This is a genomic window from Wolbachia endosymbiont of Phyllotreta cruciferae (assembly GCF_918697765.1).
GTDB classification, from domain to species: domain Bacteria; phylum Pseudomonadota; class Alphaproteobacteria; order Rickettsiales; family Anaplasmataceae; genus Wolbachia; species Wolbachia pipientis.
This window is the reverse complement of record NZ_OU953855.1, coordinates 507,397-523,006: the sequence shown is the minus strand read 5'-3', so window position 1 is coordinate 523,006 and position 15,610 is coordinate 507,397. Positions and strand designations below refer to the sequence as shown.

13 protein-coding genes are annotated in these 15,610 nt (G+C 34.3%); 5 read left to right on the top strand and 8 right to left on the bottom strand.

Annotation, left to right across the window (positions count from 1 at the left end; translation table 11 throughout):
* Window positions 1-61: 61 nt before the first annotated feature.
* Together hemH and NL281_RS02470 are read right to left on the bottom strand one after the other, a co-directional pair.
* Window positions 62-1,009 (bottom strand): ferrochelatase, encoded by a 948-nt coding sequence (gene hemH, locus NL281_RS02475; protein ID WP_236514410.1) that lies wholly within the window; start codon window positions 1,007-1,009, stop codon window positions 62-64.
* Window positions 1,010-1,807, bottom strand: a complete 798-nt coding sequence (locus tag NL281_RS02470; RefSeq protein ID WP_253303550.1) for a hypothetical protein — start codon at window positions 1,805-1,807, stop codon at window positions 1,010-1,012.
* 113 nt (window positions 1,808-1,920) lie between these two features.
* Here NL281_RS02470 and ndk point away from each other — a divergent pair, with 113 nt between their 5' ends.
* The 4 genes from ndk to NL281_RS02450 all read left to right on the top strand — a co-directional run bounded on the left by ndk (window position 1,921) and on the right by NL281_RS02450 (window position 6,584).
* Window positions 1,921-2,340, top strand: coding sequence for a nucleoside-diphosphate kinase (gene ndk / locus NL281_RS02465; RefSeq protein WP_182309846.1), 420 nt, complete (start codon window positions 1,921-1,923; stop codon window positions 2,338-2,340).
* Window positions 2,341-3,034: 694 nt separating this feature from the next.
* Window positions 3,035-3,904, top strand: coding sequence for an IS982 family transposase (locus NL281_RS02460; RefSeq protein ID WP_253303228.1), 870 nt, complete (start codon window positions 3,035-3,037; stop codon window positions 3,902-3,904).
* A gap of 850 nt (window positions 3,905-4,754) precedes the next feature.
* The gene (recR, locus tag NL281_RS02455; protein WP_010963080.1) at window positions 4,755-5,360 is read left to right on the top strand and encodes a recombination mediator RecR; all 606 of its coding nucleotides are present in this window, start codon (window positions 4,755-4,757) and stop codon (window positions 5,358-5,360) included.
* Window positions 5,361-5,363: 3 nt separating this feature from the next.
* Complete coding sequence (locus NL281_RS02450) at window positions 5,364-6,584, top strand: KAP family P-loop NTPase fold protein (RefSeq protein WP_253303549.1); 1,221 nt, start codon at window positions 5,364-5,366, stop codon at window positions 6,582-6,584.
* A 45-nt stretch (window positions 6,585-6,629) separates the two neighbouring features.
* On the opposite strand, the gene NL281_RS02445 is transcribed toward NL281_RS02450, so the two are convergent.
* Both NL281_RS02445 and NL281_RS02440 read right to left on the bottom strand, forming a co-directional pair.
* The gene (locus NL281_RS02445) at window positions 6,630-7,454 is read right to left on the bottom strand and encodes a hypothetical protein (protein ID WP_253303548.1); all 825 of its coding nucleotides are present in this window, start codon (window positions 7,452-7,454) and stop codon (window positions 6,630-6,632) included.
* 69 nt (window positions 7,455-7,523) lie between these two features.
* Entirely contained in the window at window positions 7,524-8,888 is a 1,365-nt protein-coding gene (locus NL281_RS02440) for a pyruvate dehydrogenase complex dihydrolipoamide acetyltransferase (RefSeq protein ID WP_010963079.1), read from the bottom strand.
* Window positions 8,889-9,063: 175 nt separating this feature from the next.
* On the opposite strand from NL281_RS02440, the gene NL281_RS02435 reads away from it, so the two are divergent.
* Window positions 9,064-9,450 (top strand): SH3 domain-containing protein, encoded by a 387-nt coding sequence (locus NL281_RS02435; RefSeq protein WP_253303547.1) that lies wholly within the window; start codon window positions 9,064-9,066, stop codon window positions 9,448-9,450.
* Here the strand turns inward: NL281_RS02435 and NL281_RS02430 are convergent.
* From NL281_RS02430 to NL281_RS02415, 4 genes are all read right to left on the bottom strand, one after another.
* Window positions 9,447-9,941 (bottom strand): WBM0748 family T4SS-associated protein, encoded by a 495-nt coding sequence (locus NL281_RS02430; RefSeq protein ID WP_253303546.1) that lies wholly within the window; start codon window positions 9,939-9,941, stop codon window positions 9,447-9,449. The genes NL281_RS02435 and NL281_RS02430 overlap by 4 nt on opposite strands.
* 123 nt (window positions 9,942-10,064) lie before the next feature.
* Window positions 10,065-12,812: a hypothetical protein gene (locus tag NL281_RS02425; RefSeq protein WP_253303545.1), complete on the bottom strand. Its 2,748-nt coding sequence runs from the start codon at window positions 12,810-12,812 to the stop codon at window positions 10,065-10,067.
* Window positions 12,793-15,147, bottom strand: coding sequence for a VirB4 family type IV secretion/conjugal transfer ATPase (locus NL281_RS02420; RefSeq protein WP_253303544.1), 2,355 nt, complete (start codon window positions 15,145-15,147; stop codon window positions 12,793-12,795). Before NL281_RS02420 ends, NL281_RS02425 begins: the two co-directional genes overlap by 20 nt.
* 44 nt (window positions 15,148-15,191) lie before the next feature.
* The gene (locus tag NL281_RS02415; protein ID WP_253303543.1) at window positions 15,192-15,566 is read right to left on the bottom strand and encodes a hypothetical protein; all 375 of its coding nucleotides are present in this window, start codon (window positions 15,564-15,566) and stop codon (window positions 15,192-15,194) included.
* Window positions 15,567-15,610: the final 44 nt, after the last annotated feature.

Sequence of the window (15,610 nt, the reverse complement as noted above, 5' to 3'; positions counted from 1 at the left end):
AATAACTTTCTGTTATTCTATCACATAAAATCCTAAAAGAAAAGCACTATAAATCAGGGCTTTAAGGGAGATTTATGCATAAATCAGCCAAGCATTTAATAAACAAAGAATCGGCACTGAGAGTTGGCACGCGAAAGTAATATCCATCCTTGATAATTGCTTTATATTCTATATCAAGTTCAACTAGAGTTTCTGAATGCTCAGAAACAAAAGATATAGGTGATAGAACTACAGGTACACCATCAATTTTTGCGCGTAATAGCTCACTTTCAGTGCTTGGCTCTAGCCAGTTTACAGGACCAATCTTACTCTGATAACATATTGACCAATCTAAGTTATTAATAGCTAACTTTTCTACTATTAACTCTACGCTTCTTTCTACCTGTGAAGCGTAAGGGTCGCCTTTTTTAATAATACTAAGAGGTAAGCTATGGGCTGAAAATAGGACTCTTGGTTTACCGATTTTGCTAGCCAATTTATAGTACTTAGCTATCAGATTAGCGTGAGCTTCAATAAAATCTTGGTTATCATAATAACGGTAAATCATTTTTGTATTGCATTTTAGGCCATACCGTTTAGCATTTTTTTGCCAATTCTCGATGGATGACAGAGTTGTGGTAGTTGAATATTGTGGATACAGTGGCAGCAGAATCACTTCATCAGGATCAAACTGTTTTACACTTTCAATAACTTCGTCAGCAAATGGACGCCAATAGCGCATGCAGATGAATACCTTGTGTACATGGTTTCTATTTTCATTTAATTTTAGTTCTAAAGCATTAGCTTGCATTTTTGTATTCTCTAGAATTGGCGATTTACCTCCAATTTCCTCGTATATTTTTCGTGCAGTATTTTCTCGTTTCGCAGATATAAACTTTGCTAAAAGAAACCGAAAGGGATTCGGTAGATTGATTATTCTCCTGTCATAAAAAAGGTTGAATAAAAAAGGACGGACCGCATTTAGTGAATCAGGCCCGCCAAGATTAAATAAGATAACTGCCTTTTTCACCTACGCACTACTACAACAAGTTACTTTCGGGGTACCTATAAAATTAGCTACACACTCATCAAATTTAGTTATAGGCACTAAATTTCTCACATTTGCATACAATAAGTGGCCAAATCTCTGCATGTTACTCTGTGTGGATTCAAAACTTCTATCAAAAAACAGATCAACACAAAAACTTGGCACGGTTTCAAGAAGTTCAACAGCAGCTAAAGATAGCATTATACAACTTTGCAGGACCTTCAAAAGAACCTTTAGAGGGAAAAGTAAAACTTTAACGAAAAGAGAGGTGCTACTCGTTTCATTCAGTGGTTGCCCTGAATTGGGCGAATTATACTCGATGTGTTTTCTATTTTGATCAAAAATAGGAAATTTTATAGTATCTTTCTTAAATTCCGCGTCTATTTCTTTTCTACTATGGTTAGTGATTTTTTCCATTAACTTCTCACGCAGATGAAAAGTTCTGACAATAAAACATGTGGCAATCATTAAGGCAGCACATAAAAGTGCGCATTGCATGAGGCTCATACTGCCTAGCATAGCTGGCAGTGCAAAACAAACAAGCGGTGCTATGATTGTCATTTCAAGAAATGGAATAGTGTTTCTTTTCATTGCAAAGACAGCACCTTCTTTTAATTTTGTATTATGATGTGAACTATATTCCAAATAACTTAAAAATGCCAGACTAAAAGTCAAAAACCCTTTTGTTCCACACAAAAGCGATGACTTAAAGTTACTTACTAATTTTTTAGTAGTAGATTCAGCTTGTTTAGTAGTGTTATTTTTACAACATTTACCCATACAATACCTCCTTGATGATTTGTCCTTAATTATAGATAAAAAATCACTTCTATGAAATTAAAATTTGTAATAAAATAAATCTATAAATGTACTATTCTATATAAGGAAATAATATGGCAATTGAGAAGACACTTTCAATCTTAAAACCTGATGCAGTAAAAAATAATATTACAGGCAATATAAATTCCTACATCGAACAATCTGGGCTGAAAATCACAGCACAAAAAATGATGTTACTAACAAAAAAACAAGCAGAGCTGTTTTATGAAATTCATAAAGATAGGCCTTTTTTTGGGGAATTAGTAGAGTTTATGACCTCTGGTTCTGTGGTAGTTCAAGTTTTAGTTGGTGAAAATGCAGTAAGTAAATACAGACAAATCATGGGAGCTACCAATCCAAAGCAGGCAGATAAAGGCACAATCAGGGGTGATTTTGCTGATGATATTAGTGAAAATAGAGTCCACGGCTCGGATAGTCTAGAAAATGCTCGTAAGGAGATAGCTTTCTTTTTTGCTGAATGTGAGTTGGTGTAGTTAACTCAGATTGGCGTCATCCAAGTAGCTGACAACATAGAAACGAAAAAACTTGCTTGATACCCTCCGCCAGCCCCCTTATCATGAAACTGAAGCTATTGTATTTGCTTTCGCCAATCTGCAGATTAAAAGGTAAGGATTACTTAATGTATCGGCGTCTTATGTTCAATTTTTTGCAGTATATAGATACTGTATGTCTTTACAAAACTTCATCTACATCTAGGTTTTTATCTAAATAAGCTGAACGCGCTTATAAAGCGTTACAAGACATCAAAAAATGCCAATACTCGACAGAGATAGTAAAAGACTAGCTAACTCGGGGATTCTTTGTCTTTTTTTCTGCTTAGTAAATTTCTTAAACATTTGCAGCGTAAGTTAGTTGCAATTAAAAGCGGCTGAATCTCGCTTGTCAAGCGTTTAAAACATAAAAAACGCCAATATTTTAAAGCGGATAATAACCCCAGGGCTTCTTTTGCCTTTTTTTTCATTTGGTAAACTTCTTAATATTTATAGCTAAAGTAATTTAAAAGTCCGTGAAGGGTGTCATGCCAGTGCTTGACACTGGCATCCAGTTTTCCATATAATCTCATCAAAAATGTTTATTTTCTAACGCGAATTCTGGATTAAAGGAGAATAGAAAAGGCAAGAAAACAGGGTAAACTCAGCAGTTATAAAAAAATAGATGAGGTTACCCATGGAAGATATAACAAAACTGTTTTGTTTGGTCGATGATTTTTGCAGAGATATAGAGAAAAATTTTGCAGGTAAACTACTGCCAAATGGTAAAAAACCCACAAGAATAACGGAAATTGAGCACTCCGAAATCATGACAATAATCCTGCTATATCAACAATCTCCGTGTAAAAATTTCAAAACTTTCTACCTACATTACCTAACGTTGCTCTACAAATCAGAGTTTCCAAAGTTGCCTTCATATACCAGGTTTGTTGCTCTAAAGCCTAGGGTTTTGTGGCATTTAGCAATGTTGTTGCATTGGCTTTGTGGACAGTCAGAAAACACTGGAATTTCATATATAGACACAACTCCCATTGCAGTTTGTCATGCAAAAAGAATATCCAAAAACAAAGTTTTTGCTGGAATTGCAAAATTAAGCAAGAGTACTTACGGCTGGTTTTTTGGTTTCAAATTACATATGGTAATCAATGAAAATGGTGAAATTCATGCACTTACGCTAACAAAAGGCAATGTTGATGATAGGATACCTGTGCCAAATCTGACGGGAAAATTAACCGGCCTTTTGTTTGGTGACAAAGGTTATATTGCAAAAGAGCTTTTTCAGAAGCTGTTTGACCGAGGTTTGAAACTTGTTACCAAGGTGAAAAAAGGTATGAAAAATGCATTAATTTCGCTAAATGAGAAGATTTTACTGAGAAAAAGGTCTATCATTGAGACTGTTTTTGGTTACCTAAAAAATAGACTAGAAATTGAACACACTCGCCATAGATCCCCTGTTAATTTTTTGGTTCATATCTTTTCTACTCTCATTTCCTATTCCATCAAATCCAAAAAGCCTTCTATTTCCTATACTTTCTTCCTTCCTTAGTCCAGAATTCGCGTTTCTAGCTACTTTTATACTTATCAACCCAGTATGCTTACTTACAATTAAAATTTCTGGATCCCAGTGGGCTTTGTTGCATCGCTAGCTATGATGGATAAAGATAAAAAAGGTAGAGAATATCAGTAGCTTATTATTCTGGTATTTATAACAAGAACGGTCAGTGAATACCTAAATTTGAGTAAAAGAAATTTCACTACCACTCACTAATCCGGCTAAAATTCAAGAATTTCAATGCTTTAGCTATTTTCAATAGAATTAAATTTATTAATATAAATAATAAATTACTATTCTTAAATTTGATCAGATTGATTGCAAAAAAACAAGATTTTCAATAGGTTGCTTATAATCCTAACTATAGTTAGCCTTTCATAAGTAGCGATGCAACAAAGCCATCCCAGTGTCTGGGCACTGGGATGACAGCTAGCCTGACAACCGTCATCCCGCTACTTGTTAGCGGGATCTAGAGATACCGAGAATGAATCGCGGTATGACGTAGGACTGCTGTCATTCCAGTCTGGAATCTAGTTCTTATTGTACATTTACTTGGTAGAGTTAAATTTCCTGGATCCAAGTAGTCGGCTACTCGGATGACAGGAGAAGGTACTGCCGTCATAAAGGAACCAGTGTCAGCTACTTGGATGATACCTTTTTTCTACTTAGTTTGGGTTATGCAAGAAGTCTATTATAATCAGGCTTTAAGTGTGCGGAAGTAATTTTTTTCGTTAAAGTAAAAAATTTTTTCTATAGCTGATCAAAGTGGGATCAAGAGAAACTTACCACTTTCTTTACAAAGGGTTTGATGTTACCATTTGACTGCCTATTCTGAATTTATTGAATGAACGTTAACATAAAGAATCTAGTTCATGCTTTCTCTAAATTGCCAAGTTTAGGGCCATCATCATCACGCAGGTTAGTTATACATTTACTCCAAAACAAAGAAAAAGTTATGCTACCACTTGCATCTTTGATTAAAGAGCTAGCAGATCTTATAATAGAGTGTGAAGTTTGCGGAAATCTAGATACTAAGTCACCTTGTTCTATTTGTACTAACCCAAAACGTGACACTAAGTTACTGTGTGTAGTAGAAGAATTAGGTGATCTATGGGCGTTTGAAAAAGGAAATATATATTCAGGTTTATACCATGTTTTGGGTGGCAGATTGTCTGCAATAAATGGCATAGGTCCAAAAGAACTCAACCTTGACACTATTCTGAAAAGAGTGACAGAGTCTAAAATTGAAGAGATAATTATCGCAATTAATCCGACATTAGAGGGCCAAGTTACTGCACAATATATAATTGAATTGCTAAAAAATTTGGATGTGAAAATATCACGCCTTGCTTGCGGCATACCAATGGGCGGAGAAATTGACTATCTTGATGAAGGAACGCTGAGGATAGCACTTACTTCAAGACAAGAATATGAGTTAAATATAAAATAAGACATGTGCTTAAAAAAACTTATATCGCTAATAACATTCAAAAAGAAAAAAATAGTGCCACCACTTAAAGTGGTGGCTTGGGAAAATGACCACCTAAACTATAAGCAATTTTCAGGTAAATTCAACACTATAATTAAAACAATTGATCAGTCTTTTACAATAATATCTTTGGAAGGATATGATGGATGGGGCAAGACGTTTTTTTTGAAAGAATGGGTAAAAGAGTTAAAACAGCAAAATGAAATTGCAGCTTATTATAGTGCATGGGATATCAATGCATTGGACCAACCACTGCCTTCTTTTTTAAATTTCCTATTTGAAGATTTATTTGTATCGTATAAAGTAAAAAGAAGTGTTATACAACAGTTCAAGAACATAAACCAAGAGCTATTTTCTCTAAACACACTAGGAAAGCTGATCAGTAAATCTCCACTTGCTATGCTTTCAGTATTTCTTGATGCTGCAAAAGAGGCTGATAAAAAAGACATAGGTTTTGTCTTGAGTGAATTAAGTCTTCTCCAAAGAAGAAAAGAGAGTACTAGAGATTTTAAAACACAGTTAGCGGATGTGGTTAATAAAATCAGAAAAGACAAAAACATTTATATAATGGTGGATAATCTTGATGTGTGCCGTCCTAAATTCGTTGTCGATTTTTTGGAATCTATAAAGTATATGCTTGATGTGGAGGGGCTGGTTTTCATTATTTCTGTAAGTAAAGATAAGAGTAATGTACAAAGAGCAATCAGCACAATACTTGGACCAAATTTTGACCTAAAATCTTTTACTGATCTCTCTTTACATTTGCCAAAACAACCGATAGAAAAATTTACAAAAGAACTATTTGAAAATATTAAATTGCCGAAAAAGTCAAAAAATTTGATTGTAGATAGTTTTATATTTTATGCAGAAAGCCTGTCACTATCGTTAAAAACAATAGAATACTGCGTAAAAAAAATAAAGCTGTGTCTTCTGAATCACACAAGAGAAGAATTACCTGATCCGAATTTGTTTTCATTTTTGGTAATACTGCAATCGATAAATATTGATATATATGAGGAATTAGGTTTTTCATATCAAAGAGCATTGGAAAAAATTGAAAATGAATATAAATCTTTAGTTCTAAATGGTCAAGAAGAATGGGAAAAACTTAAAACCTCTCTAGAAACTGCTTTTGCAGAGAGGGAGTCAAAAATTAACAAAGCTATAAAGGATATACTATTTTGAAAAGATACCCTACCTTTACATATACAAAGATAGGGTAACATTTGATTAACGCCCTTTTACTATGTCATTACCTTGTTCAAACTTTCTGATTAATTCGCTTACATTGACATTAGATAATTTTTTACCTGCAGATTTGTCATTATGTGAAGCATCAGGTTTACGAAGGTCTTCCTTACTGTTACTCCTAGTAATATTACATCTAACAATGTTTGAATTATTAGACTTATCGCTTACATCTGAAATATTGCTTTTTTCACTACATGAAGACGAATTACTCGACATATTGCCTAAGCTAAAGAGCTTTTTACCTTGATAGATTGGATTCCAATCAAGTGGATTATAAGTTTTTTTGCTAGTCTCAACCTTTTGGTTATTTTGCTGTTTAGGAGAAAAACCAAGTTTTTCTCTTTCTTTCTTGCTTAGCGTTTTGAGAAATTTTACGGTTTCTAATTCATCAGTTGCTTGTACTTTATGTAAATCAAAGCTTTTTTGATGGTTATCCTGCTTAACATTTTCCATCATTTTATCTTTTATTGTTCTATCCTCATCATCAGAAGTGCTGCTACTAATATCACTGATACCACTATCCCCTGAATTGCGGCGTTGTTTGTTAGGAGTGCTATGAATGTTGTCTTCCATGAGTTTTTGCATTGTTGAGCCAAATGTTCTTCCAAGATTGCTACTCACTGTTTTATTACTATCATTTGCTTGGAAATGAGATGCATTTTGCTCAAAAATTGCTCTTATTCCAGCAAATTTAACTTGGGAAGATTTTGGAGGAACAGGTGGAGCAACCATGCCTTTTGAGTTAATCTTTCCTTCATTTTGAGGAAAAATTTTTGGATTATTTTTTTCTACTGTAGTATTCATTTTTTTACCTCTAAACCTATTAACTAATAAAAGTATAAACTTAGAGGTATTAATTTTGTAATAACAATGCTAATAGATTACCGCAGTTTCAATAAGCATCACCAGAGGATTCTCTATATAATGCTTAAAGGCATTTAAAAACTTTGCTCCGAGTGCCCCATCAACTGCTCTATGGTCAACAGAGAGCGTTACTGTCATTATTTCTGCTATTTCTATTTTCTCATTCATAACAATTGGTTGTTTTTTAGATGCACCAACTGCCATAATGCAAGATTGCGGCGGATTGATTATAGCACTGAAGGCTTTTATACCAAACATCCCTAAGTTGGAGATAGTAAACCCTCCTCCTTGAAACTCTTCAGGTTTCAATTTTCCAGATCTTGCTCTGCTTACTAAATCTTTCACTTCTTTTGATATAGATAAAATACCCTTTTTATCAGCATTTTTTACTATAGGAGTAATTAGCCCATCTTCAAGTGCCACAGCGATTGAAATATCTATATTTGAATATCTCAGTATTTTATTATCTATCCACGAAGAATTTATATCAGGAAATTTTTTCATGCTGAAAGCTGCAGCTTTTATGATTAGATCATTAATTGTTACTTTATTGTTTTCATCTGCTGAGTTAATCTCGTTTTTTAACGATATTAACTTATCAACCTGGCAGTCTACAGTTAAATAAAAATGTGGAACATTCTGTTTTGATTCAGTCAGGCGCTGTGCTATCACTTGGCGCATGTTGCTTACTTCAACTATGGTATCTTTCTCAGGACTTTCAGTGTGTATACCACTGCCTAAAAACTCCAACACATCAGCCTTAATTATGCGACCATATGGTCCTGTACCTTTTAATTGCTGCACATTAACCCCTTCATTTTGAGCTATTTTCTTAGCTAATGGGCTTATTTTTGTTCTACCTTCTGCATAACCCTCTGTCATCTGAGTAGCTGACACTGGGATCCATTCTTCTTTTCTAGATCCCAGTGTCAAGCACTGGGATGACATTGAGGGGTTGGATTCCAGCGTCACGCGCTGGAATGACACCGAAGAATGACTTATTGGCTTTCCGTTTAAATCTTGGTGTTCTGATTTTTGATTATCAACAGCACTTTTTGTCACTTCCTTTTTAACTGCACTATTGATGGAAGTTGAAGTATAGTTGTTAAGTGCACTTTCATCTTCTCCTTCTTCCAGCATTAAAGCTATTGGTTGATTTACAGGCACGCCACTTGTTCCTTCTGTTACTAAAATTTTTGCTAAAACTCCTTCATCTATAGATTCAAACTCCATTATGGCTTTATCAGTCTCTATCTCAGCAATTACGTCGCCTACTTCAACTTTGTCTTGTTCTTTTTTATGCCACTTTACAATTTTTCCTCCAGCTTTGCTCATTGTTGGTGAAAGAGCAGGCATTAATATTTCTATAGGCATTGATTTTGCATTTAAAGATCTATTCAATTTTTAATTTACTCTTTATCTTATGTCAACCTAATCGTGAATTATGATGAATAAGTCTGTTACACTATCCCTCACGTTATCCCAGTGCGTGACACTGGGATCTTGGTTCAGTACTATTATCCTATTGTTTTTATTATTTAGCCATAGCTTGTTTGCTAACAACTTTGTTTCAACCAAATCAAATAAGATCAACATGAGAACGGGGCCAGGGTTTCACTATCCTGTAAAATGGATATACACTTGCAAAAATCTGCCCCTGAAAGTGATAGAAGAGTTTGAGAGTTGGAAAAAGGTCTGCGATATAGATGAAGACTGCGGATGGATAAAAGGCAATCTTCTTAGTGATAAGCGCTACGCGATTGTAAAAGAAGATACTTATGGATATCAAAAACAGAGTGTAGACAGCAAGATTACTATGAAAATAGACAAGTTTGTTGTGATGAAGATAGAAAAATGCAACGAAGAATGGTGCTTTCTTTCCACCCCAAAACGCAAAGCATGGGTACAAAAAAAACATATATATGGGGTTGATTAGGTTGACAAAAGATCTGAATTAACACTAGTTTCTAGGCCTTCTGTAGCATGCTCTTCATGTGAAGCAGAGGATGCACTGACTTCTTCATGCTCTGGAGACTGTACAGGGCTATCACAGAAACTCCTTAACATCTCCTCAGCGGATGAATCTAAAATTTGTACAATAGACTTTTCACTCTGCTCTTTTAGCGATTGATCCATTCTAGAAATCAACTCAGAAAACTCGCTACCTGATTTTTCAGCTTCATTTTTTATTTTACTTTCTATGCTTGCAATATTGCCTTGTTCAATTTCTTCTTTTGTTATGTTGAACGAATTTGCAGCATCTTGATATCCAATCTTGCAATTTCCACAACCAATTATGCAAAAAGCAATAGAATTAGATATTTCGCTTGCAGCCCACTTATGTATAGCGTAAGCCAAATAATTGTCATGGTATTTAATGCTAAATTGTTGTTCTATTAACTCAGAAATTTTATTCTTTAGAGACATAAAGCACCCTCCTCTTACATTCGTTATACCTTTTTGTTAAGATACAGCAATTACACCATTTACTACATGCTTTACTTTAATTAATTATTAAAACGAGAGCATAATTTTCAGAGTTATATCTTTTTACCTTAACAATTCTTTTTTGAGTTTCTCTATAATTATCTCAATTGTATTCGTGTCAAAATTACCCGTTAAAAAATCCCTAACCTTCCCGAGATCATGTCGATTTTTCATAATTCCTTCAGTAATATCATTGATTATGTTTTTGTCAAATCCCTTTATGATAGGCGTTATCTTCACATACCCTGCAGAGCCTTTACCATAAATTCCTTTGCTTTTATCAATGCAACCACCTGCACCAGGTTTATTGCTTCTAAAACCACTGCTACACTTTATTGTTTCATACTTGATTTCACCATTTTCTATATATGCTATTCTATTATCTTCAGTAGACTCCGATTCATTTGCTGTCCTGATTCTTTTTTCTAACTCTAAACTCTCTCCATGAATTACTGTTTCCTTATAACTCTTACCACCGTATACTCTATGCTTACCTCCACCTGCAATGGTGATTAATTCCCTGCAACTCTGTCTGTCTAAACTACACATTTTTATAAACATAGGTCCTCCGTCCTTATCTGAGGAGTGCTGTTCCTGGTTACCTCCTCCCTCTGTACCTTTCACCGTAATTACAGGATAATGAGGATCAACTTTCAGTTTAGCTTTAATATAATCCCCTGGTATTCCTGCTCTACTTTCAGTGGAACATGTAAGAGGTTTGCAGTCAATAGGTGTATCTTTTATATGACCTGCTTCACCACTTCCCCATACTTCTATTTCAACATGGCCAGTTATTTCCATATCAGAATCTCCACTTCCAAAACCATAGGATTCTTCGCTCTTTTTTTCAAATTCTTGTTCCTGATTTTCCAGTTGTTCCTTGATTATCTCTTTTAATTTCTCTTTGAGACCTTCTAAATCGAACCTACACAATTTATCAGCGTAAAAAACCTCTGTTCTGTTTGCTTTAATTGGTGCTTCTTGTTGCGTGACAACGCCATTTGCATCTTGTGAAATCTTTGTATAAAAAGATTGGGTGTTTTCTTTGTCTACATATCGTGTTGAACGGCTGCATGTTCCATTAAAGCAGATGCAGCCATCGTCACCTTGATTACATTTTTCTCTATGCTCTACATCCGTCAATTTGTATACTACTTTCAGTCCTTTATTAGATTTAAATGCATCGTCTATCTTATCATTTCTTTTTACACAGTAACTGCATTTCCCCTTTTCCTGTTTATTGTCGTCAGGGAAGAAAACATACCCTTGCTTATTAAACATTATTTTATCCAACTGATTTTGAGGTCTTTTCAAAAGGTCACCTATTTCCTTGCTTGGAAGATAATAGAACTGATTTGATTCTTTTGAATAAACAGAATTGTATTCAATATATTTTGTTCCCATTGATTTTAGTGGTACTACCTTACCTTCTCTTTCAAGAACAAACTCCTCTGGTTCTGGCTGCCATCCAGAAAGACAAAGCATTTTACTGTTAGAATTTCCTTTATACTTTACTTCTATTTCTGGTTGTCCTAAGTTGTTCAATTTGCACTTATTCCCCTGAAACTCTTTACATTCCGTTTCAATATCAGGAACATAGCCATATTCTTTCAGAACTTTAAATTGTTGCGGATTACTTTCTAATATACCTTCTATAATATTATCAATGTAACTTTTTGTGTTACTACTGTCAGTCGTTTTTGCTACTATTGCTGGTTTTACTACTTTTAAAGATAGAGGGCCGATGTTCTTAGTAGAATTAGTGATAACATTGAAAGTACAGACACCATTGCTGTAGACTCCATGTGCTCTATAAGTACAAGTGCTCTCGCTCATCTTCATTTTTATTTCTAGCGTGTTTTCATTTGCTACCTTCACTATCTCAGGCTCTGGAGCAGGTGGTGCCGGGAAACAGCGGACGAACTGTGGATTTTTTTTGTCTATACTTTGAGTTCCATGGTATTCAGCGCAGAGCTGGCCCTTTTTTCTATAGGTTTTGAAGTAATAGTGAGTATCCTTATCTGTAACAGTATATGAGTGATTTGGAATGTTCTCATTATTTGAAACAACGTGTGGAAAACCTAACTCTTTTCTTTCCTCCAGTCCGCTAATTATCACCCCAACTCTTGGATCGAAGTAATCATTATCTTCATTTGTTATAGGAACAATTCTAACTTGTGGAGGTGACATCGCAAGTTGTTCACAGAATGGAGGGGGGCTAGGTGCAAGTGGCACAGGAGCACATTTTACTGCCGTTTGGTAGCAGGTATCACAGACTTTTTCCATCTCCCCAGGACGGAAAATATTCTCACCCGAAAATACTCTAGAACCACATGAAGAAATTCCTGACATACAAGCCCCTTTTTGACTGCAAGCACATATTTTAGGAGAGTTAGCGAATCTTCTTTTTTCCTCATCAGTAACACCGTCTGCCCATTCCCATTTAAGACCCCGAGCAATTTCTCCTCCAGCTTTTGTTTTATCTCCTTCCCAGTCGATAAAAGCTGCAGCAGAAACTCCAGCTCCTGTACCTTGCGTTCCATATATCTGGCGGCAGGATTCCCCACTTTGTAAGCCATAACAATAACTTTGTCCATCATAAGCACATACTCTAATTTTGGGATTAAAGTAACCATCAACTCCTTGATCTTTTATTGCTTGCACCTTAATTTCCTTTACCCAATCTCCACCAACTATTGCTCCCCACCAAGTATTACTTTCTACAAATGTTGGACAATCAGCATATCCTTGATACGAAAGACCAAGTATCAAAAAAAATATCAATAAGAAATTAAGCTTTACACTTCTCATAAAATACCGGTAACCACTCATTAACTTCTTCTCCTTTTTCTTTTATTGCCTCATACATATACTTTATAGTCTCTTTGTTAGCTGAAAGTACATGTATTTCTTGCATATCCTTCAAATCCAGATTTAAGGTTACTAATCCTTTGTACTGTTTTATCAAAAATAAACCTTCCTGTGTTGGCGTCTGCAGAATTATATTCAGCTCCTCTTTTGATAAAGAAAATGCTTTCATGTATAATCTATTTGCATTGACGTTCGGCATCAAGATTCTTGTATCAACATGTTTATCTAAATATTGAGTAAATTTGCTAGCAAATGCGAGATTTAAATTTTCAGTACTTAGGATTACTACAACATTTAGTTCCGTCATTCTTTGCATCCAGTTATCAAACTCTTTCTCTGTAGGAAAAATATTACTTATCTCCCATGCTTCATCCAAAACAAGTATTGCAGGCGAGCCATCACATTTTGCCTCAAAAGAATATAAAAAATAGTAAAGTATCACGGACATACATTCCTTTTGTTTTGTAAGGTTTGCGGTGTTGAGAGATATAATTTTTGTTTCCCAGTCAATATCTGATTCATCACCATCTTGAAATAAGTAAGCAAAGTCACCATCGTCACACCATCTACTTATCTTACCCCCAAGGAGCAAGAGCACCTCAGAAATTTGTGAAATAGAACGTGATTCCTTGGGTATAGCAAATATAGAATCCACAATTTTTCTTATCTTTTCTTCTACGTCCACCAAGCTCGTATCGGCTACCATTCTTCTGATCAGTTCAACCAACATATTGCGATTGGAAGCACTATCTTCAATGTTTAGTGGATTAAATTTTAGGCTTTTGTCCTTATATTTTGGATCGATTATGTAATATTTACCACTCACTGCTTTAGTAAAAATTATTGATTTTCCAGTGTTATCCAATATGACAATTCTTGGGTTAAACTTTCTTGATTCTGATAATAGAAAATTAATGAGTGAAGTTCTGCCTGAATTTGGAGCTCCGAGTATCGTAGTATGGCCATTATTTCTTTTTCCATGAAAATTAAAGAAGTAAGGATTTCCTTTTTTTGAGAAAAAAATCATTACCGCTTCTTTCCACCTTCTTCCTTTTAATGTACCTGACGTAAAATCGTGCAGCATAGCAAAGCTGCAAGCGTATTTTGTTAAGATATTTTTCGGTTGCGTAATAAAAGCAAAATTGCCTGGAAGTTGTGCCCAAAAATGACTTTCCATATGTAAATCAGTTCTAAACATCATGAAGCCAACTAATGACATTATAGAAGATAAATCACTAATACTTCCAGCTAACTTATTCCTATCATCTGCAAATATTGTAAAAATAATTTTCTGTTGGCAGAAGTCTATACTAGAGGTCTTTTCAAGCTCTATTATTTCTTCAATTCCTGAGCTTTTAAGTAAGGTATTATCCTCACTAATTTGCAGCATGTTGATTTGTTTTTTAAATTCTTTTATTGCTTTGTTATTACTAGTAAATATCATTATTTCTGTAATGATAAATTCAGATTCAAGCTGCAAGCATCTATCTATATTACCTAAAGAGATTTCCCGGTATTCTTTTATGCTGAAAATAGAGCCAAATTTCTGTTGATTTTCAAATATTGTTTGAAACGTATTGAAACCAAAAGCTATTTTAAAATTTCTAATATATTGCGACAGGTCCCTTTCATGTATTGGATAATCTTTGTGCGTTAATGTAACAATATAGTGGAGAAATTCTATCATTTCAGAATATATTTTACCTTCACTAAACCTTAGACTCAGTTTTTTAGCTCCAAAAGGTCCTAAATCATTTTGAATTACGTCAGTTATCTTTTGCAACTCCTGATGGCTTTCTTGTAAAGACAACTTATGCTTATTCTTTATTCTATTGAAAAAAAACGAATTATTAGTATGCTTGCCAAAATCGCTAAACAATATTACAATGTATAGTTCATTTATATACTGTAATTTACTATCAGTTAGTTTATTAAACCACGTTGAATGTAGGTTGTCAGAGAAGTCTTCAGTTTTATTCCATTTCAAGCTCAGTTTATTGCGCTTTCTAACGGTATGAATCCAAACGGTAAAATACAGGCTATTAATATTTTTTGATATGCTTTTTCTAATTTCAGTTCTGAGGTCGCTGTAGTTATCAACAGAAGGATAATCTTCTAACTTGATTATTTTTAACAATTCTCCCTGTTTTGTGAGTATGGTTTCTTCATCGTAATGACAAGCATAAGGAACAAAATCTAAATCAATGCTTTCTAGTAATGCTAAGTTGTTCTTTTTTTTAAGCTTAGAGTTAACTGTTGGTACTTTTAACTGCATATGCGTATTCAATAAAGATAATTAAAAAAGATAAAAATACTATCTTAATTTTTATCTTTTTTTTCGCTATCGGATTGTAATTTTATATCTTTTGTAAAGTTAAATTTTTCTTTTAAGTAGTCTGTTGCCTTTTCTGTACTACCGAACATCAGGACCAGTACACCAAACATTATCATAAAAAAGATTAGACCTCTGAACACTACTGCAAGTATCACTGCAGCTATACACAACCCTATGATTGTTGAAGGACTCATATTTTCTACAGTATCTTTAACTGAAAATGAAGAAATAAAATTTTTTACCGTTTCTTGTATACCCTTTAATTCATCACTCGCCGAACTTGCTTCGCTAGAATATGATGCAAAAATGAAACTTAATAAGGCTATAAAAACCAAAACTTTATTCAATTGAATGCGCATCAACTAAACACCTTTTAAACATTCCTCAAATATAACAACTTTTA

What these genes read in the sequence shown, in the direction of transcription:
- recR (WP_010963080.1), top strand. Translation starts at nt 4,755, where the DNA reads ATGAACGTTAACATAAAGAATCTAGTTCATGCTTTCTCTAAATTGCCA.
- NL281_RS02450 (WP_253303549.1), top strand. Translation starts at nt 5,364, where the DNA reads ATGTGCTTAAAAAAACTTATATCGCTAATAACATTCAAAAAGAAAAAA.
- NL281_RS02430 (WP_253303546.1), bottom strand. Translation starts at nt 9,941, where the DNA reads ATGTCTCTAAAGAATAAAATTTCTGAGTTAATAGAACAACAATTTAGC.
- NL281_RS02440 (WP_010963079.1), bottom strand. Translation starts at nt 8,888, where the DNA reads ATGCCTATAGAAATATTAATGCCTGCTCTTTCACCAACAATGAGCAAA.
- NL281_RS02470 (WP_253303550.1), bottom strand. Translation starts at nt 1,807, where the DNA reads ATGGGTAAATGTTGTAAAAATAACACTACTAAACAAGCTGAATCTACT.
- NL281_RS02415 (WP_253303543.1), bottom strand. Translation starts at nt 15,566, where the DNA reads ATGCGCATTCAATTGAATAAAGTTTTGGTTTTTATAGCCTTATTAAGT.
- NL281_RS02460 (WP_253303228.1), top strand. Translation starts at nt 3,035, where the DNA reads ATGGAAGATATAACAAAACTGTTTTGTTTGGTCGATGATTTTTGCAGA.
- ndk (WP_182309846.1), top strand. Translation starts at nt 1,921, where the DNA reads ATGGCAATTGAGAAGACACTTTCAATCTTAAAACCTGATGCAGTAAAA.
- NL281_RS02420 (WP_253303544.1), bottom strand. Translation starts at nt 15,147, where the DNA reads ATGCAGTTAAAAGTACCAACAGTTAACTCTAAGCTTAAAAAAAAGAAC.
- NL281_RS02445 (WP_253303548.1), bottom strand. Translation starts at nt 7,454, where the DNA reads ATGAATACTACAGTAGAAAAAAATAATCCAAAAATTTTTCCTCAAAAT.
- NL281_RS02425 (WP_253303545.1), bottom strand. Translation starts at nt 12,812, where the DNA reads ATGAGAAGTGTAAAGCTTAATTTCTTATTGATATTTTTTTTGATACTT.